This is a genomic window from Bacillus sp. 205(2023) (assembly GCF_037027485.1).
GTDB classification, from domain to species: domain Bacteria; phylum Bacillota; class Bacilli; order Bacillales; family Bacillaceae; genus Bacillus; species Bacillus halotolerans.
In genome coordinates this window covers 55,810-78,132 of sequence record NZ_JAXCHF010000001.1, presented here as the reverse complement: position 1 = coordinate 78,132, position 22,323 = coordinate 55,810, and the positions used below count along the sequence as shown (strand labels likewise).

At 42.4% G+C, this 22,323-nt stretch carries 25 protein-coding genes; all 25 read right to left on the bottom strand.

What is annotated here, in order from left to right; translation table 11 throughout:
- Position 1: 1 nt before the first annotated feature.
- Positions 2–1,612, bottom strand: a complete 1,611-nt coding sequence (gene fliF / locus WA325_RS00390) for a flagellar basal-body MS-ring/collar protein FliF (protein WP_059335795.1) — start codon at positions 1,610–1,612, stop codon at positions 2–4.
- Between the two features lie 45 nt (positions 1,613–1,657).
- On the bottom strand, positions 1,658–1,978 hold the full coding sequence (gene fliE, locus WA325_RS00385; protein ID WP_024121395.1) for a flagellar hook-basal body complex protein FliE: 321 nt from the start codon (positions 1,976–1,978) through the stop codon (positions 1,658–1,660).
- A gap of 10 nt (positions 1,979–1,988) precedes the next feature.
- The gene (flgC, locus tag WA325_RS00380; protein WP_336183046.1) at positions 1,989–2,441 is read right to left on the bottom strand and encodes a flagellar basal body rod protein FlgC; all 453 of its coding nucleotides are present in this window, start codon (positions 2,439–2,441) and stop codon (positions 1,989–1,991) included.
- A complete protein-coding gene (gene flgB / locus WA325_RS00375) occupies positions 2,441–2,830 on the bottom strand; it encodes a flagellar basal body rod protein FlgB (protein ID WP_010334244.1) in 390 nt (129 codons plus the stop codon). The genes flgC and flgB overlap by 1 nt, the downstream gene beginning before the upstream one ends.
- Positions 2,831–3,209: 379 nt before the next feature.
- Positions 3,210–3,989, bottom strand: coding sequence for a GTP-sensing pleiotropic transcriptional regulator CodY (codY, locus tag WA325_RS00370; RefSeq protein WP_003220850.1), 780 nt, complete (start codon positions 3,987–3,989; stop codon positions 3,210–3,212).
- A 38-nt stretch (positions 3,990–4,027) separates the two neighbouring features.
- On the bottom strand, positions 4,028–5,431 hold the full coding sequence (hslU, locus tag WA325_RS00365; protein WP_024121393.1) for an HslU--HslV peptidase ATPase subunit: 1,404 nt from the start codon (positions 5,429–5,431) through the stop codon (positions 4,028–4,030).
- 16 nt (positions 5,432–5,447) lie between these two features.
- The gene (gene clpQ, locus WA325_RS00360; protein WP_014663962.1) at positions 5,448–5,993 is read right to left on the bottom strand and encodes an ATP-dependent protease subunit ClpQ; all 546 of its coding nucleotides are present in this window, start codon (positions 5,991–5,993) and stop codon (positions 5,448–5,450) included.
- Between the two features lie 12 nt (positions 5,994–6,005).
- Positions 6,006–6,920, bottom strand: coding sequence for a tyrosine recombinase XerC (gene xerC, locus WA325_RS00355; RefSeq protein ID WP_044155903.1), 915 nt, complete (start codon positions 6,918–6,920; stop codon positions 6,006–6,008).
- Between the two features lie 67 nt (positions 6,921–6,987).
- Complete coding sequence (trmFO, locus tag WA325_RS00350) at positions 6,988–8,295, bottom strand: FADH(2)-oxidizing methylenetetrahydrofolate--tRNA-(uracil(54)-C(5))-methyltransferase TrmFO (RefSeq protein WP_024121391.1); 1,308 nt, start codon at positions 8,293–8,295, stop codon at positions 6,988–6,990.
- Between the two features lie 75 nt (positions 8,296–8,370).
- The gene (gene topA, locus WA325_RS00345) at positions 8,371–10,446 is read right to left on the bottom strand and encodes a type I DNA topoisomerase (protein ID WP_336183045.1); all 2,076 of its coding nucleotides are present in this window, start codon (positions 10,444–10,446) and stop codon (positions 8,371–8,373) included.
- A gap of 190 nt (positions 10,447–10,636) precedes the next feature.
- Positions 10,637–11,536, bottom strand: a complete 900-nt coding sequence (gene dprA, locus WA325_RS00340; RefSeq protein ID WP_336183044.1) for a DNA-processing protein DprA — start codon at positions 11,534–11,536, stop codon at positions 10,637–10,639.
- A gap of 60 nt (positions 11,537–11,596) precedes the next feature.
- A complete protein-coding gene (sucD, locus tag WA325_RS00335; RefSeq protein WP_024121388.1) occupies positions 11,597–12,499 on the bottom strand; it encodes a succinate--CoA ligase subunit alpha in 903 nt (300 codons plus the stop codon).
- A gap of 28 nt (positions 12,500–12,527) precedes the next feature.
- The gene (sucC, locus tag WA325_RS00330; RefSeq protein WP_003238568.1) at positions 12,528–13,685 is read right to left on the bottom strand and encodes an ADP-forming succinate--CoA ligase subunit beta; all 1,158 of its coding nucleotides are present in this window, start codon (positions 13,683–13,685) and stop codon (positions 12,528–12,530) included.
- A 173-nt stretch (positions 13,686–13,858) separates the two neighbouring features.
- Entirely contained in the window at positions 13,859–14,140 is a 282-nt protein-coding gene (locus WA325_RS00325; RefSeq protein WP_322009282.1) for a FlhB-like flagellar biosynthesis protein, read from the bottom strand.
- Entirely contained in the window at positions 14,137–15,867 is a 1,731-nt protein-coding gene (locus WA325_RS00320) for a hypothetical protein (protein WP_336183043.1), read from the bottom strand. The genes WA325_RS00325 and WA325_RS00320 overlap by 4 nt, the downstream gene beginning before the upstream one ends.
- Before the next feature lie 28 nt (positions 15,868–15,895).
- The gene (locus tag WA325_RS00315) at positions 15,896–16,663 is read right to left on the bottom strand and encodes a ribonuclease HII (RefSeq protein WP_248336759.1); all 768 of its coding nucleotides are present in this window, start codon (positions 16,661–16,663) and stop codon (positions 15,896–15,898) included.
- Positions 16,664–16,733: 70 nt separating this feature from the next.
- Positions 16,734–17,582 (bottom strand): ribosome biogenesis GTPase YlqF, encoded by an 849-nt coding sequence (ylqF, locus tag WA325_RS00310; protein WP_010334231.1) that lies wholly within the window; start codon positions 17,580–17,582, stop codon positions 16,734–16,736.
- 144 nt (positions 17,583–17,726) lie between these two features.
- Positions 17,727–18,074: a 50S ribosomal protein L19 gene (gene rplS, locus WA325_RS00305; protein WP_010334229.1), complete on the bottom strand. Its 348-nt coding sequence runs from the start codon at positions 18,072–18,074 to the stop codon at positions 17,727–17,729.
- 139 nt (positions 18,075–18,213) lie between these two features.
- A complete protein-coding gene (gene trmD, locus WA325_RS00300) occupies positions 18,214–18,945 on the bottom strand; it encodes a tRNA (guanosine(37)-N1)-methyltransferase TrmD (protein ID WP_326374121.1) in 732 nt (243 codons plus the stop codon).
- Positions 18,942–19,466: a ribosome maturation factor RimM gene (gene rimM / locus WA325_RS00295; RefSeq protein WP_202852532.1), complete on the bottom strand. Its 525-nt coding sequence runs from the start codon at positions 19,464–19,466 to the stop codon at positions 18,942–18,944. The genes trmD and rimM overlap by 4 nt, the downstream gene beginning before the upstream one ends.
- Before the next feature lie 4 nt (positions 19,467–19,470).
- Positions 19,471–19,857 carry a YlqD family protein gene (locus WA325_RS00290; protein ID WP_024121382.1) on the bottom strand — a complete coding sequence of 129 codons (387 nt, stop codon included), beginning with the start codon at positions 19,855–19,857 and terminating at the stop codon, positions 19,471–19,473.
- A 121-nt stretch (positions 19,858–19,978) separates the two neighbouring features.
- On the bottom strand, positions 19,979–20,224 hold the full coding sequence (locus tag WA325_RS00285; RefSeq protein ID WP_024121381.1) for a KH domain-containing protein: 246 nt from the start codon (positions 20,222–20,224) through the stop codon (positions 19,979–19,981).
- Positions 20,224–20,496, bottom strand: a complete 273-nt coding sequence (gene rpsP / locus WA325_RS00280) for a 30S ribosomal protein S16 (protein ID WP_003220815.1) — start codon at positions 20,494–20,496, stop codon at positions 20,224–20,226. The genes WA325_RS00285 and rpsP overlap by 1 nt, the downstream gene beginning before the upstream one ends.
- A gap of 105 nt (positions 20,497–20,601) precedes the next feature.
- Complete coding sequence (gene ffh, locus WA325_RS00275) at positions 20,602–21,942, bottom strand: signal recognition particle protein (RefSeq protein WP_024121380.1); 1,341 nt, start codon at positions 21,940–21,942, stop codon at positions 20,602–20,604.
- Positions 21,943–21,955: 13 nt separating this feature from the next.
- Positions 21,956–22,288 (bottom strand): putative DNA-binding protein, encoded by a 333-nt coding sequence (locus WA325_RS00270; RefSeq protein ID WP_024121379.1) that lies wholly within the window; start codon positions 22,286–22,288, stop codon positions 21,956–21,958.
- Positions 22,289–22,323 lie beyond the last annotated feature (35 nt).

Sequence of the window (22,323 nt, the reverse complement as noted above, 5' to 3'; positions counted from 1 at the left end):
CCTAATCCTCGGCCAGCCAGCTTCTCAGCAGTTTTGCAAAGTCTTCAGGCTTATCTTTCGCCATCTTTTCAAGCTGTTTTCGTCTGACTGTTTCCTCTGTTTCATTTTCCTCTTCATTAATATCAGGCAAATTGATAGGCTCCTGAGGCACTTCGTACGTGTATTCCTCAAATTCATCCTCTTGAGCGCGTTTCTTTCTGATAAACATAATGATCAGAATGATAATGACTGCGATCAATACGCCCCCTACGATATATACCCACATTGGGATACCGGAGGATTTTTCCGTATCAGTATCAAGACTTACTTTTCCGTCAAAAGGCTGAACGGAGACAACAATTTTATTATTGATATCTTCATCAGAAAGGTTCTGGTTCTGTGTTTCATCCTTATCCAATGATGTTCTGACAACAGTTGAAAGGATTTTTTGTATATCATCCTGTCTTTCAGTTGATAGCGACGCTGTGTTTTTGGCATCAGGCGGCTCTACCATTACTTGAATCCCTAAATCCCTTACCTTATAAGGGCTTTCAGCTATTTCTTTATGGATTCGGTTAACCTCGTAATTGATTTTATTACTGCTTTTTTCGTAGTTCCCACTTTCGGTATTTTCACCGTCAGCCTGATAGTTTGTTACATCTTCATCACCGGTTCCGGCAGTTCCGCCATTAGCTGCGCCGTCTCCCTGATATGTTTCCGATACTTTTTCAGCACTGACCGCGATGCCTTCCATGTTTTCTTTGTCAACAGGCTCGACGATGTCTTCTGTGCGATTTTCTTTTGTAAAGTCAATATCAGCCGTGACAGAAACAACAACTTTGTCCTGCCCCATCATCGTTCCAAGCAATGACTGAACATGTTTTTGAATGTCTTTTTCAACTTGGGATTTAACTCCCTGCTGCGAAGAATAACTATCAGCGTAGGACCCTGAACCGCTGTCTGTTTTGTCATAGTATGTAGAGTTCTGGTCCATGATGACGATGTTATCTTCTTTTAAGTTCGGCACACTTTTTGATACCAGATGATATAATCCGTTGATCTGGCTTTGGTCCAGAGTGTATCCAGGCTGAGTCTGCAGGACGATTGAAGCAGATGCAGCTGATTGCTCTTCACCGACAAAGACAGCGTCTTTCGGAAGGTTAATCATTACTTTTGAATTTTTGATACCGTCCATTTCATTAATCAGATTGGATAGTTCCGTTTGTGTGGCTTTGACTTTCACCATATCAAATTCATTATCTGTTAAACCAAAGCCGGCGTTCTGTCCAAAAAATGAGTAATCAATTGATCCGGTTTTAGGAAGCCCTTCTGCCGCCAGTTGAACTTTCAGTGAATCAACCTGATCTTCCGGAACCTTAATGACCGTACCGCCATTTGAAAGTTCGCTAGGCACTTTTTTTGCATCCAATTCCTCTTTGATCTGTCCGGCTTCTTCAGCTGACAAATCTTTGTACAGCGGCGCCATTTTCTGATTAGAAGAAAAAATACTGATAATAATGGCAAGAATGATAATTGCCGCTAAAGCACTAATCATTAAAACCTTTTGTAATTTAGATCTATTTTTCCAAAACTCACTCGTTTTGTTTTTCATTTGCATTAGAGTACGATTCATGTTAACCCCCGGTCATTCCACTCTTTCTCTTTCTCGTCAGACCCCCTACATTTGCATTCTCATAATCTCCTGGTATGCTTCCACAGCTTTGTTGCGGAACTCAGTTGCAGCAGTCAGAGAGATGCTTGCTTTTTGAGCGGCGATCATGACCTCATCAAGATTCACATCTTTTCCTGCAGCCAAGGCATTAGTCATATTGTCAGAAGCTACTTGGGACTCATTTAACGAACTTATAGAGTTTTTTAAAAGCTCCGAAAAGCTTGTTTGATTTGAAGAGTCTGTTTTTTGGCTATTGTTTAATTGATTTGTTGCATTTTGAGTGTTTTGAGTATTTTGAACCTGAAAAGGAGAAATTGCATTGATCACATTCATCACCTTACTTTCCGATTTCTAGAGCCTTCATCAGCATTCCCTTTGAGGCATTCATCGCTGTGACATTGGCCTCATATGATCTCGTACTGCTGACAAGATCAACCATTTCTTTTAATGGATCAACATTCGGCTTTTGCACATACCCTTCAGCGTTTGCATCAGGGTCAGTCGGATCATAGACCAGATTAAAATCAGAGTTATCCTCAATGATTTTTGTAACCTTTACCCCATTTCCGACATTGCCGCTTCCGCTCATTTTAGAATTCAAAATCGACGAGAACGATTCACCTTTTGACTGAAGCGAAACCATTTTCCTTCTGTAAGGCACCCACTCACCGTTTACCTGCTTGGCTCTTGTCGTATCAATATTCGCCAAGTTAGACGATACAACATCCATTCTGAGGCGCTGAGCTGTTAAAGCTGATGCTGAAACATTTAAGCTTTGAAAAGCTGTCATTATTTCCCTCCTGTTAGTACGGTCTTTAGAGAATTGAATTTGCCGTTCATTCTTTCAACTAAAGCTTGATAGTTAATCTGATTTTCAGCTAGTTCTGTCATCTCTTTGTCAACGTCAACATTATTTCCGTTTTGCTGATAAGATGTATCTCCGCTCGTTACAATTGAATAATTTGAATCAGCATCAGAAAAATCAACATGCCGATAGTCTGTTTTTATAGATTCGAGACGAGAGGATTCTTGATCTAATAAATTTTGGAAAGAGACTTTTTTTGCCTTATAGTTCGGTGTATCTATATTAGCAATATTATTAGTTATGACTTTTTGCTTAATATTCGCTCTGCCCAAGGCATTTTCAAGATTTTGTATCGTTCCAGAAAATAAGCTCAAATCCACTTACCTCCATTTCAGTTTTTTTCACCCTCAATATCCTTGTCGAGATTTGTAAAACCATATGCTTATTGTAAGAAATAACAGGCATAAAGTCTATGAAGTTCGTGTAAAAAAATGTCCTCATATATATCTATTTTATAACTAGGTACATAGTCCTAGATTATTTGAACTATGTTTTTTACTTTGATATAAGGCTGAAAATAGCTGGATTTCTGTATTTTCCCCATTTATTTCGTCATTTTTCTGTTTTTATGAAGAAAATAATAAACTTTATTAAAATTATTACAAAGAAAGACTTTTCGCCCAGGAAATAAAGCTTATTGATTTCCTTTATTTGAATAAAAAAAGAACCCCTTAAAAAGGGGTTCTTTTTTTATTAATGGGATTTCAGATTTTCTAATTCAATCAGAAATTTGTTGTTGAGCACTTTGATATAAGTACCCTTCATTCCTAATGATCTTGATTCAATTACACCGGCGCTTTCAAGCTTTCTGAGTGCGTTAACAATAACTGAGCGGGTAATGCCGACACGGTCTGCAATCTTACTTGCAACAAGGAGACCTTCGTTTCCGTCAAGCTCTTCAAAGATGTGTTCAATTGCTTCAAGCTCACTATAAGAAAGAGAGCTGATTGCCATTTGTACGACTGCTTTGCTTCTTGCTTCTTCTTCAATTTCTTCTGCTTTTTCTCTCAGAATTTCCATTCCGACAACTGTAGCGCCGTATTCAGCAAGAATTAAATCATCATCATTAAATTGATCCTGTAAACGTGAAAGAATGAGTGTACCTAATCTTTCTCCGCCTCCGATGATCGGCACAATTGTTGTTAAACCAGCTTGGAACAAGTCTCTGTTTTCAACAGGGAAAGCAGTATACTCACTGTTGATATCCAGGTTAGAAGATGTTTCAGGGACGTTGAACAGATTCTTCGTATATTCCTCTGGGAATTGGCGATCCTCAAGCATTTTTTTCATACGGTCATTTTCAATTTGCTGGTTGATAGAGTAGCCGAGAAGTTTTCCTCTGCGGCTCACAACGAAAATATTGGAATCAATTACATCCCGAAGCGTTTCCGCCATTTCTTTAAAGTTAACCGGTTTCCCTGCCGCAGCTTGCAGCATGGAGTTAATAATTCTTGTTTTTTGTAATAAAGCCATGATAAATGATCCTCCTAAACATTCCTCTTATTAAATTTTCACAATATAAATTGACTTAAATCTTTGTTTTTAGCTATCGTTCCGAGCTTTTCTTCCACATACTGCGGTGTAATCGTTATATTCTCCATTGTTACATCCGGAGCTTCAAAAGAGAGATCTTCTAACAGACGTTCGAGTATTGTATGAAGGCGTCTCGCACCGATATTATCTGTTTCCTGGTTCACATGATAGGCGACTTCAGCAATCTTATGAATAGCTTCGTCAGAAAATTCAAGAGATATACCCTCTGTCTGCAATAATGCCTGATATTGTTTCAAGAGCGCGTTATCGGGTTCAACTAAAATTCTCACGAAATCGTCAACCGTCAGTTTGCTCAGTTCTACACGAATTGGAAAACGCCCTTGCAGTTCAGGAATCAGATCAGACGGTTTGGCCATATGAAATGCTCCCGCTGCAATAAACAATACATGGTCTGTTTTAACTGAACCGTATTTAGTGACAACGGTAGAACCCTCAACGATTGGGAGAATATCACGCTGAACACCTTCTCTTGATACATCAGCTGAAGATGACGCGCCACCGTTTTTTGCAATTTTATCAATCTCGTCGATAAAGATAATTCCGCTCTCTTCTGCCCGATGGACAGCTTCCTGGCTGACTTCATCCATATCGATGAGTTTGCTTGCCTCTTCATTCGTCAGGACTTTTCTGGCTTCTCTGACTGTCATTTTACGGCGTTTCTTTTTCTTTGGCATCAATCCGCTCAGTGCATCCTGCATATTCATGCCCATCTGCTCCATACCCGAGCCCTGCAGCATGTCAAACATAGACGGCTGCTGCTCTTCAACTTCTACAGTAACATAGTGGTCTTCGAGCTCTCCTAATGCCAGCTGATGAGCCATGCGTTTTCTTTTTTCTTCAATGTTTGCTTCTTCCTGGCTTTCCGTTTCGTCCTCGCCGTTTGGCTGGCTGCCGCCGAAAAACATTTCAAACGGGTTTTTAACGCCTGATTGTTTTTTCTTCCCTGGAACTAACAGGCGAACAATGCGTTTATTTGCATTTTCTTCTGCCTGCTCCTTCACTTCGTTGATTTTTTCTTCCTTTATAAGACGAACAGAAGTTTCCACAAGGTCTCTGACCATTGATTCAACGTCTCTGCCTACATAGCCGACTTCTGTAAATTTTGTTGCTTCAATTTTGATAAATGGCGCACCTGAAAGCTTAGCGATTCGTCTGGCAATTTCAGTTTTCCCTACCCCGGTAGGCCCCATCATTAAAATGTTTTTCGGAACGACCTCGTCTTTCAGCTTTTCATCCAGGAGACTTCTTCTATAGCGGTTTCTTAATGCCACGGCGACAGCTTTTTTCGCGTTTTGCTGACCGACGATGTATTGGTCTAACCGATCTACAATCTGTCTTGGTGTTAACGGTTTTTTTTCCATGCGCCTCAAGTCCTTTCTATTCAAGCTCTTCCAGTATGATTTGATCGTTCGTGTATACACAAATTTCGCCCGCTGTTTCCAGCGCAGCTCTAGCAATCTCACTTGCAGTCATGCTCTCCCCGGCATGCTTTTTCAGCGCTCTTCCGGCTGCCAAAGCATAGTTGCCGCCTGATCCAATTGCCAGAATGCCGTCATCCGGCTCGATAACCTCACCAGTTCCCGACACGAGAAGCAAGGTATCTTGATTCATAACGATCAGCATGGCTTCAAGCTTTCTAAGCACTTTGTCGCTTCGCCATTCCTTTGCAAGCTCAACAGCAGCCCGTTTTAAGTTGCCATTATATTCTTCAAGTTTCGCTTCGAACTTTTCGAATAGAGTGAAAGCGTCTGCAACAGATCCCGCAAATCCTGCGAGAACCTTGCCGTTAAACAGTTTTCTTACTTTTCTCGCAGTATGTTTCATTACAACAGCCTGACCAAATGTAACTTGACCGTCTCCGGACATTGCGCTTCGTCCCTTATGCTGTACTGCAAAGATTGTGGTCGCATGAAAAGATGACATAAAGGGCCTCCTTTAATTTTTCTTAAAAGCTCTTGGATGGTGAGACATATATGTGTTTCTCAACATTTCCTTCGAAACGTGCGTGTATATCTGTGTCGAAGACAGATTGGAATGCCCGAGCAGTTCTTGAACGCTCCTCAAATCTGCTCCTTCGTTTAATAGATGAGTGGCGAACGTATGTCGAAGCATATGCGGATGGATATGTAAAGTGCCGGACGCTTTTTTGACAAGCCCGCTTAAAATGTGCCTAATGCCTCGGGCTGTAAGCGGTCCGCCTCTTTGATTCACGAATAATAGATCATGAGGTTCTTTTGCTTTTTTCAGCAAGCACTGTCTTCCGCTATTCATATATAACTTCAACGCTTCGCGGGCGTAAGACCCAAAAGGGATATAACGCTGCTTCTTGCCTTTCCCGTGAACAAGCACAGTATCCATAAATAAATCAAGATCATGAACACTTATGGAAGAGCATTCACTGACCCTCATTCCGGTAGCATAGAGAAGCTCTAATAGCGCTTGATCCCTCATGCCGGTCGGCTGGCTTATATCTGAAACTTCAAACAGTTCCTCAAGCTCTTTTTGATATAGAAACTTCGGTATCCGTTTCTCTTGTTTCGGCAGATGAACAAGCTGGAACGGATTATCATCAACAAGCTTTTCTCGCATCAGAAATTTGTAAAAGCTTCTCAATGCAGAAATTTTTTTGCTGATTGTTCTTCTTGATAAACCCTTTTCATAGGCTTCCGTCAAAAAAATTCTAGTATCTTGATATGCAACTTCTTCAAATCCATTTATACCTTGAACGCGCAGGAAAGTCTCGAATTCTTCAATTGAATCCACATAATTCACAATAGTATATTGTGAATAATTTTTTTCAATTTGTAAATATTCAACGAATAACTTTACGAAATTCTTAACATTCTCCATGCCAAATACCTCCCCAGGAAGGGCTTTTAAATGGTATCACAAATCGCGATCAAGTTGCAATCAATACCTATATTGTTTTCGAAATTGTTTGAATTGTCTCGATCGCCCGATTTGCGTACTGTTCATTACGCTCTTTTTTATTTTTAATTTTAACAGGCAAATCTTTCAAAAGCCCAAAGTTTGCATTCATCGGCTGGAAGTTCTTCTGGTTTGTTGTTGTAATATAGTGAGCCATACTGCCTATTGCTGTTTCCTGAGGAAAAGTGACAAGCTCTTCTCCTAAAACAAGTTTAGCCGCATTAATACCTGCTACAAGCCCAGAAGCAGCCGATTCCACATATCCTTCTACTCCCGTCATTTGTCCTGCGAAGAACAAATCGTTCCGTTTTTTAAATTGGTAAGTCGGTTTTAACAAGCTTGGAGAATTAATGAATGTATTTCTGTGCATAACACCGTATCTGACGATTTCCACATTTTCAAGTCCGGGAATCAATTTGAGGACTTCCTTTTGGTCTCCCCATTTTAAATGAGTTTGGAATCCTACAATATTATAGAGAGTTCCCGCCGCATCATCCTGTCTGAGCTGAACGACTGCATATGGACGTTTTCCGGTAACAGGATGCTCTAATCCCACTGGCTTCATCGGTCCGAAAAGCATTGTTTTCTTTCCTCGTTTTGCCATTACTTCAATCGGCATGCAGCCCTCAAAGAAAATCTCTTTTTCAAACTCTTTTAACGGCACAGTTTCTGCTGATGTCAAAGCTTCATGAAAACGGTCAAACTCTTCTTCTGTCATCGGGCAGTTTAGATAAGCCGCTTCTCCTTTGTCATAACGGGATTTCAAATACACTTTATCCATGTCCAGGCTGTCTTTCTCTACGATAGGCGCTGCTGCATCATAGAAGTATAAATAGTCCTCTCCTGTAAGCTCTTTTAACTGTGCAGACAATGATTCTGAAGTTAACGGACCAGTTGCGATAATCGTTGGTCCTTCTGGTATTTCTGTTACTTCTTCATTAACGACGGTAACATTGGGATGGTTTTTCACCCGGTTTGTCACACTTGCCGCAAATTCATGCCGGTCTACAGCAAGTGCGCCGCCGGCAGGCACTGAGCATTCGTCAGCCGCAGCAATAATTGCCGAATCAAGCGCACGCATTTCTTCTTTTAATACACCTACAGCGTTAGCAAGTGTATTGGAGCGTAAAGAGTTGCTGCATACCAGTTCTGCAAATTTATCAGTATGATGGGCAGGCGTCTGTTTGACTGGGCGCATTTCATATAATCTGACTTGAATCCCCCGTTTGGCAAGCTGCCACGCCGCTTCACTGCCTGCGAGTCCGGCTCCGATTACATTCACTGTTTGTTGGTTCATCTTTCACATCTCCTAGTTTATTATTCATTGTCTTCTTTTAACACACAAAGAAGGTGAGCAAGACCCTGCTCACCGCTACTTCTGTGGTTCTTCCTTATAATCGCATTCCACGCATTGGACTTGTATGCCTTTTTTGAGCTTTTTCTCAACAAGCATTTTTCCGCATTTCGGACATTTTCGTTCAATTGGTTTGTCCCAGGAAACGAATTCACAGTCCGGATAACGGTCACAGCCGTAAAAAACCCGTTTCTTTTTCGATTTTCGCTCAACAATATTTCCTTCTCCGCAGCTCGGACACTTCACACCGATTTGTTTGACAATCGGCTTTGTATTCCGGCAATCGGGGAAATTGGAGCAAGCTAAGAATTTACCGTATCGGCCCATTTTATATACCATAGGAGAACTGCATAATTCACAATCCTCTCCGGCATATTCTGGTTCAATTTCAACTTCCTTCATTTCTGATTCGGCTTTTTTCACGCGCTTTTCAAAATCGGTATAGAAGTTATCAATAATCTGTACCCATTCTATATTGCCTTCCTCAACATTATCAAGGTCTTTTTCCATTTTTGCCGTAAACTCAACGTTAATGATTTCAGGGAAAAATTCCATGATCAGCTCAAGCACGATCTGCCCTAATTCTGTGGGAACAAACCGTTTATTATCCAAACCAACGTACCCGCGCCGCTGAATCGTATCAAGCGTCGGAGCATAAGTGGAAGGACGGCCGATCCCGAGTTCTTCAAGCGTTTTAACCAAACGGGCCTCAGTATAGCGCGGAGGCGGCTGGGTAAAATGCTGTTCCGGTTCTATGTCCTTAGATAAAACAGTGTCTCCCTCTTGCAAGTCAGGCAGCATCCGGTCTTTTTCTTCCAATTGATCGTCTTTGCCTTCAACATACACTTTCATAAACCCGGAAAACTTGACTTTACTTCCGTTTGCGCGAAAAATCAAACCGTTGTTTGTCAAATCAACACTCATTGTATCTAAAACAGCAGATGCCATTTGACTGGCAACAAAGCGCTCCCAAATTAATTTATACAGTCTCAGCTGATCTCTGCCAAGGACTGCTTTTAATTCGCTTGGTTTTCTGAGAACCGACGTCGGACGGATCGCTTCGTGGGCATCCTGAGCATTTTCATTCTTTTTAGCGGGCTTTCTTTTGCCGCCTAAGTACTCTTTTCCGTACGTTTGATCAATAAACGCTGCCGCTTCATCAACTGCTGTATTGGAAATGCGGGTTGAATCCGTTCTCATATATGTGATCAGACCGACAGTTCCTTCTTTTCCAAGATCAATTCCTTCATATAATTGCTGCGCAATCATCATCGTTTTCTTCGCTCTGAAATTGAGCTTACGCGCTGCTTCCTGCTGAAGGGTGGAAGTTGTAAATGGCAAGGCCGGATTACGTTTACGTTCCTTTTTAGTTACTTTTTCAACTGTATACTTATTGCCTTTGAGCTGAGAAAGTATGTCTTTTACATCCGCTTCACTCTTTAAAGGAAGTTTTTTGCCGTTTTTACCGAAAAAGCCCGCTTCAAACGTCTCCTGTCCTTTTAAGAACGTGCCGTCTATTGTCCAATATTCCTCTGGCTTAAAGTCGTTAATTTCCTTTTCACGATCAATAATTAAACGAAGGGCAACAGATTGAACACGGCCAGCACTGAGTCCTTTTTTGACTTTTTTCCAAAGGATTGGGCTGATTTTATATCCAACGAGCCTGTCTAATATACGTCTCGCCTGCTGTGCATCCACCAAATCCATATTGATCATGCGGGGATGCTTAAATGATTCTTTAATTGCATCTTTCGTAATTTCGTTAAACACAACACGGCAGTCTGAATGAAGATCCAAATCAAGGCTGTGGGCCAAGTGCCATGCAATCGCTTCCCCTTCTCTGTCGGGGTCGGCTGCGAGATAAACTTTTTTAGCTTTTTTGGCAGCCGTTTTCAGCTCTTTTAGTACCGGACCTTTACCTCGAATGGTTATATATTTCGGTTCGAAATTTTGTTCTATGTCAACTCCCATTTGACTTTTTGGAAGATCCCGGACATGTCCCATTGATGCTTTCACTTTATATTTTTTACCTAAGTAACGTTCAATCGTTTTCGCCTTAGCGGGCGATTCCACGATGACTAGATAATCAGACATTTTCATCCCCCTCAAGAGGTGTTCTCTCTCTTCAAGTATTTCAAATTTTATTTTATATTTGCAGCTGTCTTTATTTGGCTTTCAACATTTCATTCTTTATGATGAACGTCATTATTTAAATAGAAAACAATATGCAACTTTAAATCCTCACTATTATTAAATATTACAATGCTGTTTGTCAAACGATAATTCAAAAGGGTTCCGTATATTGAACGTTTTTCTCAGGAAGCTCTGCATAAATATCCTCTGCTGACCATATGGCTTTAGCCCCCTCTTGAATCAATTTTATAGGACCTCCGGCGTAAGGATCAAATACAGAACCGGGTACGGCAAATACTTCTCTCCCTTGTTCCAGCGCTTGGTATGCGGTAATCAAAGAACCGCTTTTTTCTTTGCCCTGCACAACAATAATGCCCTCACTTAACCCGCTGATGATACGGTTTCTCATAGGGAAATGCCATTTTTGGGGTTTGGTTTCAGGTGGATGCTCTGACAGAAGAAGATGGTGTTTAGCCATGTGTTCTGCTAATTGAAGATTTTCTCGAGGATAAATGTTCTGAAATCCGCCTGCGATGACTCCGATTGTCCGCCCCTTCGCCTTAATACTTGCAGCATGGGACAATCCGTCAATCCCAGACGCCAGCCCGCTGACAATCACCCACTTTTTATGGCAAAGCTCTATTGTAAGATGATTGACAACCCGGATTCCATAGGCTGTCGGATGTCTCGTACCTACAATTCCTATTTTTCTCCCTTGAGAAAGAAGGGATATATCACCTTTTGCAAACAGCACGGGAGGCGGATCATAAATGGTTTTCAGCCAGAATGGATATTGATCTGAGGATATTGGAATGACATTAATGCCTTGCTGATGATATACAGAGAGTAAATGCTGAAGTTTTGGATATTGTTCTTCTATTTTATTTTTTAGTGCCGCAGCCTTTACTTTGCCACGTGAAGCTGTTTCTAATGCACATGAAGGATTTGACAGTGACAATGACGGATCAGCTTTCCACCATTTTAATAGAAGAGACGGGGATAATAATTGGTTGATTCTGCAAGTGATTAAACAGGCAGCGGCCTGATCCAATATGAGAACCTCCTTTTAACAGCAAAAGCAGGAACAGCCAAGATGGCTGTCCCTTCTCTATTAATGAGTTTTGCACGTTTCAAATAAATTCTTTTCTTTCAACACTTTAATTAATGTTTCTCCCATGACAGAAGGTGTCTCTGCAACTTCGATTCCGCATTCATTAAGTGTTTTGATTTTTTCATCAGCCGTGCCTTTTCCGCCGGAAATGATGGCGCCTGCATGTCCCATGCGCTTCCCTGGAGGTGCTGTTTTACCGCCAATGAATCCGACTACCGGTTTTGTCATGTTGGCTTTTACCCACTCAGCAGCTTCCTCTTCAGCTGTACCGCCGATTTCGCCGATCATGATGACAGCGTGTGTTTCAGGATCTTCGTTAAACGCTTTTAAAACGTCAATGAAGTTGGTTCCATTTACAGGATCGCCGCCGATTCCAACAGCTGTAGACTGTCCTACACCCGCTTCTGACAGCTGATGCACCGCTTCGTATGTTAATGTTCCTGAACGCGATACAACGCCTACATGACCCTTTTTATGGATATATCCGGGCATAATGCCGATTTTACATTCATCAGGCGTGATGACGCCAGGACAGTTCGGTCCTATTAATCTCGTTTTCTTGCCTTCCATAAAGCGTTTCACTTTTACCATATCTAATACCGGGATATGCTCTGTGATGCAAATGACCAGATCAAGCTCCGCATCTACCGCTTCCATAATTGCATCAGCTGCAAACGGTGCCGGAACATAGATAACAGACGCATTTGCGCCAGTCGTATGAACTGCATCAGCCACTGTATTAAATACAGGTACCCCTTCCACTTCTGTTCCGCCTTTTCCAGGTGTCACACCGCCCACGATATTTGTGCCGTATTCAAGCATCTGCTTCGTATGGAATAAAGCGGTAGAACCTGTAATCCCTTGTACAATAACTCTTGTATCTTTATTGATAAAAACACTCATTATTTGGTCCCCTGCCTTTCATTCTTTCCTATACTAAAGATACGATTTTCTGCGCGCCGTCAGCCATGGATTCCGCAGATGTAATATTTAATCCTGATTCACTAAGGATTTTCTTCCCTAGATCCACGTTTGTTCCTTCAAGACGGACGACAAGCGGCAATGTTAAACCGACTTGCCTTGTCGCTTCAACAACCCCTTCTGCGATGACATCACATTTCATAATGCCTCCGAAAATGTTGACGAAAATCCCTTTAACATTTTGATCAGAAAGAATGATTTTAAATGCTTCCGTGACTTTTTCTGCGGTTGCGCCGCCCCCGACATCAAGGAAGTTGGCCGGTTCTCCTCCATAATGTTTAATGATATCCATCGTGGACATTGCTAGTCCAGCGCCGTTTACCATGCATCCGATATTTCCATCAAGGGAAATGTAGCTCAGATCGTATTTAGACGCTTCAATTTCTTTTGGATCTTCTTCGTCCAAATCTCTGTATTCCATAATATCTTTTTGTCTGTATAATGCGTTGCTGTCAAAATTTAATTTCGCATCAAGCGCCATCACATTCCCGTCTCCAGTTACAACGAGAGGATTGATTTCGGCGATTGAGCAGTCTTTCTCAACAAACGCTTTGTATAGTCCAAGCATAAATTTAGCAGCTTTCCCCACAAGCTCTTTTGGAATATTGATAGCGAATGCAATTTCTCTAGCTTGATAACCTTGGAGGCCAACAGCCGGATCAATGACAGCCTTTTTGATTTTTTCCGGTGTTTTCTCTGCTACTTCTTCAATTTCTGTTCCGCCTTCTTCGGAGGCCATCAGAACAATTCTTGAAGTGGCACGGTCAAGCACTAACCCCACATAGTATTCCTTTTTAATATCGCAGCCTTCTTCAATAAGTAAGCGTTTTATTACTTGCCCGTCCGGACCCGTCTGATGTGTAACTAGGGTCTTACCTAAAAGTTCTTCGGCATACGCTTTTACTTCGTCTAATGATTTTGCTATTTTTACCCCACCAGCTTTGCCTCGACCGCCAGCATGAATTTGAGCCTTTACGACATAAACCGAGCTGGATAAGCTCTTTGCTTTTTCAACTGCTTCTTCTGCTGTAAAAGCCACTTTACCTTCAGGAACAGATACCCCATATTTTCTGAGGACTTCTTTTCCCTGGTACTCATGGATATTCATTTCCCATCCTCCTAACTTATGTAACAAAACTAAAAATAGACTGCGCTTTCATTCTATATAATACTGGAAGAATTGTCTAGAGTTCGATGCAAAATCTTAAAATCCTTCTAAACATTCAAACTTTTATTTTATTAAAAACATAAATTTCAAGCGGAGAATGGGGAATATTTTAGCTATTTTTTATTTTTTACACTTTCGTCCAATCTGTAAATGAAAGAAAAAATCTCGGCTACCGTTTCATAAAGTGCTTCCGGGATCTGGTCATCCACAGTCAAATGGCGCATTAATTCGACAAGGGTCCGATCTTCTTGGATCGGGACCCCCGCCTTTTTAGCTTCTTTGATAATGTTGTCAGCAACATGGCCCTTCCCGGTTGCAATTACTCTTGGCGCCTTGTCTTTTTTTTCGTCATAATGGAGAGCTACGGCTTTTCTTAAAGGCGTTTGTTCGTTCATATTTTCACATCCACTCCCTGATCACTGATGCTTGTTATGTATTGATCAATTGTAGCCTTTTCATCAGATTGAAGGCGTTTTTTAGCGTTAACTCCTGAAAGACTGTAGCCCATTTCTTTGAGCGATTGCTTGAGGGCGGGCACCATGGGATCGATTGCCGGCTGAAGTTCAAAGTCCGTCTCAATTGTAATCGTCATGACTTGCTGCTGTATCAGGCAGTCAACAACTGTTTCTTTTAACGTATCCAATTGCAGTAAAAACAAGAGCCGGCAATGGGAAGGATCGAGCTTTCCATCCGCTTCTTTTTGTCCTTTAAACAGAACAGTCATGTCCTGAACCCCCGATTTTGAAAACATCGGAAATGACATCACAATTTGGCTGTAGGAAGGATGATCCTGCTGCATGAGAAGCTGACCGTTTAATTTATGGAAGAGCTGATCCGCTTCCTGTTTGACAGGTTCCGCTAACTCATGTGACGCTCTGGCAGCATGAAGAGCCATCTTAACTGATTGAATATCATCGGGCAGCACTGCGGCGCCTTGTTCAAACGCTTTAATAAAAGCAAGCTCATCTCGAGCGCCTATTGCCATTTTCACTTTGGATAAGAAGGAAAGAACATCTGCCTTATCCGCCAAATTAGGAGCTGTCTGCTGAACAGCCTTTAAAAACACTTCTGCTTCTTGATCCGTGACTTGCGCGGCCTGCAAAGCAGATGCTGCTGCCTCAGGCTTATTTTGACTAGAGGAAATAACAGCCTTTATCCAATTCGCTGCTTCTTTTACGATTGTATTGCCGTTTTTATCCGCAGCTTCCGTCAGTGTGGCCAACAGCCTTCCTGCTTCTTTCATTGGAATGTCTGAGACAGTTTTAGCGGCACCGTCTCGTATGTTTCGCTGCTGCTCCTGCGGGTTTGCAGGCGCCCAGTTTGCCTTTCCTGCGGAGCCGTCTGCTGCGCTAAGCTCCCGGTTTCCAGCTGTACTGACTGAAGAAGCAGATCTGTTATGATTCGTTAACGAGATAAGCTTCTCGATAAGACGTTCTGCATGGACATCTGTTTCACTATTAAAAAGTGCCGTAACGGCTTCTTTTAGCTTTGTCAGCGTCTGGCTCGGCTGAGGATTTTGATGAATAGCCTGAATCAGCTGAGATAAGTGCTGATGGAGCGGTACAGGTGATTTGACAGCATGAACTCCGCTCAAAACATCGGGGTGAACGGGGAGATCCCGCTTTAAGGCAAATAAAACTGTTTCGATGGCTTTTTTTGTGTCTGTCGCAGGCAGCGTGTCCATCCAGCGGACGGCTGTTTTGATATCATTTTCTGTGATGGGTGTTTTGCTTTTCAGCATTGCGCCAGCCATCATAAGGGATGCGTTTGACAGCTTCACTGAAATAGCGTTCAGAAGCTTGCCCGCTGCATCCTCAATGGTTTTGGGATTTTGGTCAAAGCTTTGAACAACCTGGAGACGGCCTGTCTGTTCCGCTGGTTTTTTTTCGTAGGAAAACCAGTAATACGCCTGAGGGCGAAGCTGGGTTTCAAGTTTGCCTTGAATCGTTTGATTCCCTACTTGGATCAGTGCATGCTGGTCCCCTAATAAACGAAGCACTTTTCCTAAAAGGAGACGCTTTACGGTATTTGATTCATCGGTTGTATTTGATGTTTCCTGCGGAGCTGCAGTGTTTCCAAAAAGGTTTTTGAGCGCCTGCTGTACATCATTTCGTATGTTCATTTCAAAAGGTGCCTCCTTGTCCATTAGATTATCTGTAAGATTGAACAGGAGCGAAAGTTTTCCGGTGCAAGTCGGTCGGTCCATAAGCTGCGAGCGCTTCAAGATGCTCTTTTGTCCCATAGCCTTTATTTTTTTCAAAGCCGTACTGCGGATACTTTTCGGCATATGCGCTCATCATCCGGTCTCTCGTTACTTTCGCAATACACGCACCTGCTGCGATAGACACGCTTCTGGCATCACCTTTTATAATTGAAGACTGAGACGTATCGAGCGGCAGTGTCATCGCGTCAACGAGCAAATAATCGGGTGTATCGGACAAATCGCGGATTGCTTCGACCATTGCCAATTTTGAGGCTTCATAAATATTGATCTCATCAATAACAGCTGCTTCTACAATTCCTATGCCGACTGCCACAGCTTCTTTCATAATGAGATCGTAATATTCCTCACGCTTTTTTTCTGTAAGCTTTTTTGAGTCTGTGAGTCCAAGTATTTCGCATTCCTCAGGAAGGATGACTGCGCTGGCGACCACCGGCCCTGCCAATGGGCCCCGCCCTACTTCGTCTACTCCTGCAATAAAACGAAACCCCTTGTTTCTCGCAAGCCTTTCATAGGAGGTCATATTCACCCACTGATCTTTTAGCGCTTTTTCCTTTGCGTGCTTTTTCAGCCATTGCTCTACAAGCGCTTGTACGCTTTTTCTCGGATCATTTTCACACTGGGCAAGAAATGGGTCCTGGTCATCTCTTATCTCTTGCAGACGGTCTCTAATGTCTTTTACGGTTAATGTATTCACTTTCTCTTCTCCCTTACTGTATGTATCGGTCCTGTCAGGAAAAAATAAAGACCCGCATTTCTGCGCGTCTTTACATCGTCGGCTGTTCGAATGACAGCCTCCCGAACTTTTCTGTGCGGATATCACGAATGATCACTTCAGTCGTTTTATCGTAGTTAATAAGCCCACCGCTCATGAGGCAGCCGCGTTTTTCACCTATTGCATCAAACAGCTCCGCGATGTCTTCGGGTATCTCATCGAGCCCGTAGCGTTCTTTAAGCCGTTCAGGATAATGTTCTTCGAGAAAACGGAGGCCAAACACGGCAACATCCTGAAGATTGATAATCGAGTCTTTAATAGCCCCCGTAACTGCCAGCCTCAACCCGACAAGCTCATCCTCAAATTTAGGCCATAAAATCCCCGGAGTGTCTAAAAGCTCTAATTCTTTTCCGACTTTGACCCATTGCTGAGATGTTGTGATACCCGGTCTGTCTCCGGTTTTCGCAATGTTTTTCTTTGCCAGCCGGTTGATAAGCGTTGATTTTCCGACGTTCGGAATGCCGATGATCAGCGCCCGGATCGCTCTTGGCTTTACACCTTTTGCTCTCATCCGGTCAAATTTCTCCTGCAGGATATCTTTTGAAGCCGGAACGATTTGATTTAATCCTTGGCCATTTACAGAATTAATGGACAGAGAGCGGATTCCTTGGTTCTCAAAGTGCTCTTTCCACTGCTGTGTAACTGCCGCATCTGCTTTGTCAGCTTTATTTAACAGCATAATTCTCGGCTTATTTTTCAAGATGTCTTCAATCATTGGGTTTCTTGATGACATCGGGATTCTGGCATCTACCAATTCATATACAATATCGATTAATTTTAATTTTTCGGTTACTTCCCGTCTTGCCTTTGCCATATGGCCAGGGAACCATTGGATTGTCATGTGACACGAACACCGCCTTTATCTTCTAAGTGTGCAAGATTCTTAGTTGTTCTTTATGTATTTTACGATGCCTGACCGGCATTTTCAAATTCTGTATAAAAAAAGAGCCTGTTACTGGTAACAAGCTCTTTTCGTTCGTTATCATTATCGTCTGATTTCTTTAATACGAGCCGCTTTTCCGCGAAGTTCACGCAGATAGTAAAGCTTAGCACGGCGTACTTTACCGTAACGTACAACTTCGATTTTCGCGATTTTTGGTGTGTGTACAGGGAAAGTACGTTCAACGCCAACACCGTAAGAAATCTTACGAACTGTGAACGTTTCGCTGATTCCACCACCACGACGCTTGATCACAACACCTTCAAAGATCTGGATACGCTCACGGTTACCCTCAACAACTTTTACGTGTACACGTAAAGTGTCACCAGGACGGAACGTAGGAAGATCAGTACGAAGCTGTTCTTTTGTGATATCTTCAATTAGTTTTTGCATCGTTTTCAACTCCTTCCAACAGATGCTCTTGGCCTCAAAACCCGGCACAGCGGAACATCGTTTTCAAGCTTTCAACGGATAAGCCCGTTCAAGCCACAAGTAGTATCTTATCACAATTTCATAGCCTATGCAATAAAATCTATTCTTTTTCCCATTCAGAAATCCATTTTCTTTCTTGCTCTGTAAGCGGATAGTCTTTCAGAAGATCCGGGCGTCTTAAATAGGTTCTTCTGATCGATTCTTTATTCCGCCATTCTTTGATTTTAGCATGGTTTCCTGATAGAAGTGTTTCAGGCACTTTTAAACCTTTATAATCTGCCGGTCTTGTATAATGCGGATGCTCCAAGAGCCCCGTACTGAACGAATCCTCTATGTGGGAAGCCTCTTTGCCAAGCACACCCGGAAGCAGCCTGACGACACTGTCAGCAATCATCATCGCAGGCAGCTCACCGCCTGTCAGAACGAAGTCGCCAATTGATATTTCATCTGTCACCAAATGCTCGCGGATTCGCTCATCATAGCCTTCATAATGGCCGCAGATAAACAGCAAATGCTCTTCTTTTGCCAATTCCTCGGCTTTTTTTTGTGTGAAACGCTCACCTTGCGGGCAGACGAGGATAACGCGCGGCGGACTGTCGGCTTTTGAGGTCAGATCCTCAACCGCGTCAAAAACAGGCTGAGGCTTCAGCACCATACCTGCACCGCCACCGTAAGGATAATCATCCACTGTATTATGCTTGTTATCAGAATACTCCCGGAAATTGACGATCTGGAACTGCACTGCTTCTTTTTCTTGGGCTTTTTGAAGAATGGATGAACCGAGCACCCCTTCAAACATTTCAGGAAACAGCGTCAAAAAATCGATTTTCATTCGTCTATTAATCCTTCCATGAGTTGAATCTCAATTTTCTTTTCGCTGATATCAATCTGTTTGACGACTGATTCAATGTAAGGGATCAGCGCGTCTTTTTTACCTTTACGCCCGATTACCCATACATCATTGGCTCCCGGTGTTAAAATTTCTTTCACCTTTCCGATCAGTTCGCCTTCTTCGGTAAAAACTTCACAGCCGATAATTTCGTGGAAATAAAATTCTCCTTCATTCAGCTCACCCAAATCCTCTTCAGGAACTTTGATGATGGCGTTTTTCAGTTCCTCTACTTCATTCAGGCTTTGTCTTTCTTTAAACTGCAGCAGATGAAATTGCTTATGCAGCCTGTACGTGTTTACCGTTACCTCTATCGGTTCTTGGCGTCCGTCCATAAACAAATACAGCGTGTTGCCCGGCTTGTACCGTTCTTCGGCAAAATCCGTTTTTGAAATGACCCGCACCTCGCCTTTAATTCCGTGGGTATTTACAATTTTACCGACATTAAACCATCGCTTTGTCATATGATCACCTCTGGCGAATTTCAATTACTGTTCCGTCTTTTATGACGATGGTGTTTGCTGCTGTTTTCTCATGCCAGTCATCTCCGACTTCAATGGTCAGCAGCGCATCGATTTCCTTTTCTTTCATTTCACTGCCAAGCGGTAATGTATGTACTTGGGTAATTTGAAAATCGATCATTTTCATATTATCTTTTCGTTTTTCTATTGCCTTTTTAAATTGTTCAATTACATCTGGGTTCTGCTGTTCTTTTTCATGTTTTCTAAGCTGAAAATAGAGCTGGCTGCATTCTCGCTCAAGCATTTGCTTCTTTTCTGTGAAAGTAGATAAAAGCTTTTCTTTGCTGCGCTCGGTTAAGACTTGCATAACGGCTACACGGTGAATAATTTGCATCGCACCAAGCTCCCTGCTTTTAAAACTTTTTCAAGACCAGACTTTTCTATCTTGTCTTATCTTCTATCAGTTTACCCGTTTTTTGCGTGTAAAAAAAGGGGAGGTGCCGGCCCTCTCCCTTTTAGTCAAATATTTCAAATTGAACTTTCTTAGAAGACTGTGCGCCAGCTGCAAATACAGCTGTTCGAATCGCTTTTGCAGTCCGGCCTTGCTTCCCGATAACTTTACCGGTATCTGACTTATGAACAGATAAGCGCAGCGCAATCTTTTGATCGGTTTCTTCTCTTATGACCCGAATGTCATCTGGATGATCAACAAGCGGCGTCACAATCGTGACAATCAAATCTTCCAAGTGTTGATCAGTCATTACTTGCCTTGTTTAGCGTTGTGGAATTTTTCCATGATTCCTTGGCTAGAGAACAAGTTGCGAACTGTATCAGATGGTTTCGCTCCAGTTTGAAGCCATTTAAGAGCAAGCTCTTCATCGATTTTTACTTCCGCTGGTTTTGCAACCGGGTTGTAAGTGCCGACTGTTTCGATGAAACGGCCGTCACGCGGTGAACGAGAATCTGCTACAACAATACGATAGAAAGGAGATTTTTTTGCTCCCATACGTTTTAAACGAATTTTTACTGCCATTTTACTAGCACCTCCGAAAATATTTCAACAAGATAGTATATTAACAATGATAAAAGTGTTTGTAAAGTGTTTTTTCTTAACAACGGTTTTATCATGTATAACCGATTACATAAAAGGTAACTTAAATCCTTTTTTCTTTCCTTTTGACATGTTTGTCATCTGCTTCATCATTTTTTTCATTTCGTCAAACTGCTTAAGCAGACGGTTGACTTCCTGTACGGACGTCCCGCTTCCTTTCGCAATCCGCTTGCGCCGGCTGGCATTAATGATATCCGGTTGTTCTTTTTCAAGAACAGTCATTGATTTAATGATCGCTTCCACATGATTCAGCTGCTTTTCATCAACTTGAATATTTTTCAAGCCTTTCATCTTACCTGCACCCGGCATCATTTGCAGAAGCTCATCCAGAGGTCCCATGTTTCTGACCTGTCCGAGCTGCTCCAGAAAATCATCCAATGTGAAGCTCATTGTTCTCATTTTTTGTTCCAGCTCTTTGGCCTTGTCTTCATCGACGGTTGCCTGAGCTTTTTCAATCAATGTTAACACGTCACCCATGCCGAGAATCCTTGATGCCATGCGTTCAGGATGGAATGCTTCTAATGCATCAAGCTTTTCGCCTAAACCGGCGAATTTAATCGGCGTGTTTGTCACCGCACGAATGGAAAGTGCAGCACCCCCGCGCGTGTCTCCATCAAGCTTCGTTAACACAACACCGGTTAAACCGAGCTGTTCGTTAAAGCTTTTGGCTACATTCACGGCATCCTGCCCGGTCATTGAATCGACAACCAGAAAGATTTCTTCCGGATTCGCGATTTCTTTCACTTGGGTCAGTTCATCCATAAGCTCATGGTCGATATGCAAACGGCCTGCCGTATCCAAAATGACATAATCATAGTGTTCTTCCTTGGCTTTTTCGATAGCCTGCTTGGCTATTTCTACAGGGCTGACCTGATCACCAAGGGAAAAAACAGGCATGTCGAGCTGCTTGCCTAGCGTTTCCAGCTGCTTGATTGCAGCAGGACGGTAAATATCGGCAGCAACCAGCATCGGTTTGCGATTATGCTTTTTGCGCAGCAGATTTGCAAGCTTACCGCTCGTTGTCGTTTTACCGGCACCCTGGAGACCAACCATCATAATAACAGTCGGCGGCCGCTTCGCGACGGCAATTTTGCTTTCTTCGCCGCCCATCAGCTCTGTCAGTTCCTCTTTAACGACTTTAATGACCTGCTGGCCGGGCGTCAGGCTTTTCATGACGTCTTGGCCTACAGCCCGTTCACTTACTTTTTTCACAAAATCCTTTACTACTTTAAAGTTAACGTCAGCCTCAAGCAGCGCAAGACGAACCTCACGCATCATTTCTTTTACATCTTGTTCGCTGACTTTCCCTTTTCCGCGGATTTTAGAAATCGTCTGCTGCAGTCGGTCGGCTAATCCTTCAAATGCCATAGTTTGCCGCCTCCTAATCTAATTTCTCAAGCGCTTCAATCAGAGCTGTAATTTCTTCCTCTTCTTTAGTACCGGAAGCAAGCTCCTTCAGCTTATTAAACATCTCTTTACGCTCCTGAAACTTTTTCAAAAGGAGCAGCTTTTCTTCATATTGTTCAAGCATCGCTTCTGTTCGTTTGATGTTATCATAAACAGCTTGTCTTGAAACCTCATACTCTTCGGCTATTTCGCCAAGGGAGAAATCGTCCAAATAATAAAGAGACATATAGCTCTTCTGTTTAGACGTCAACAACGACTGATAAAAATCAAACAGATAATTCATTCTCGTTGTCTTTTCGAGCGACATATGAGCTCTCCCCTTTGTTAAGTCAAATCCCTTTA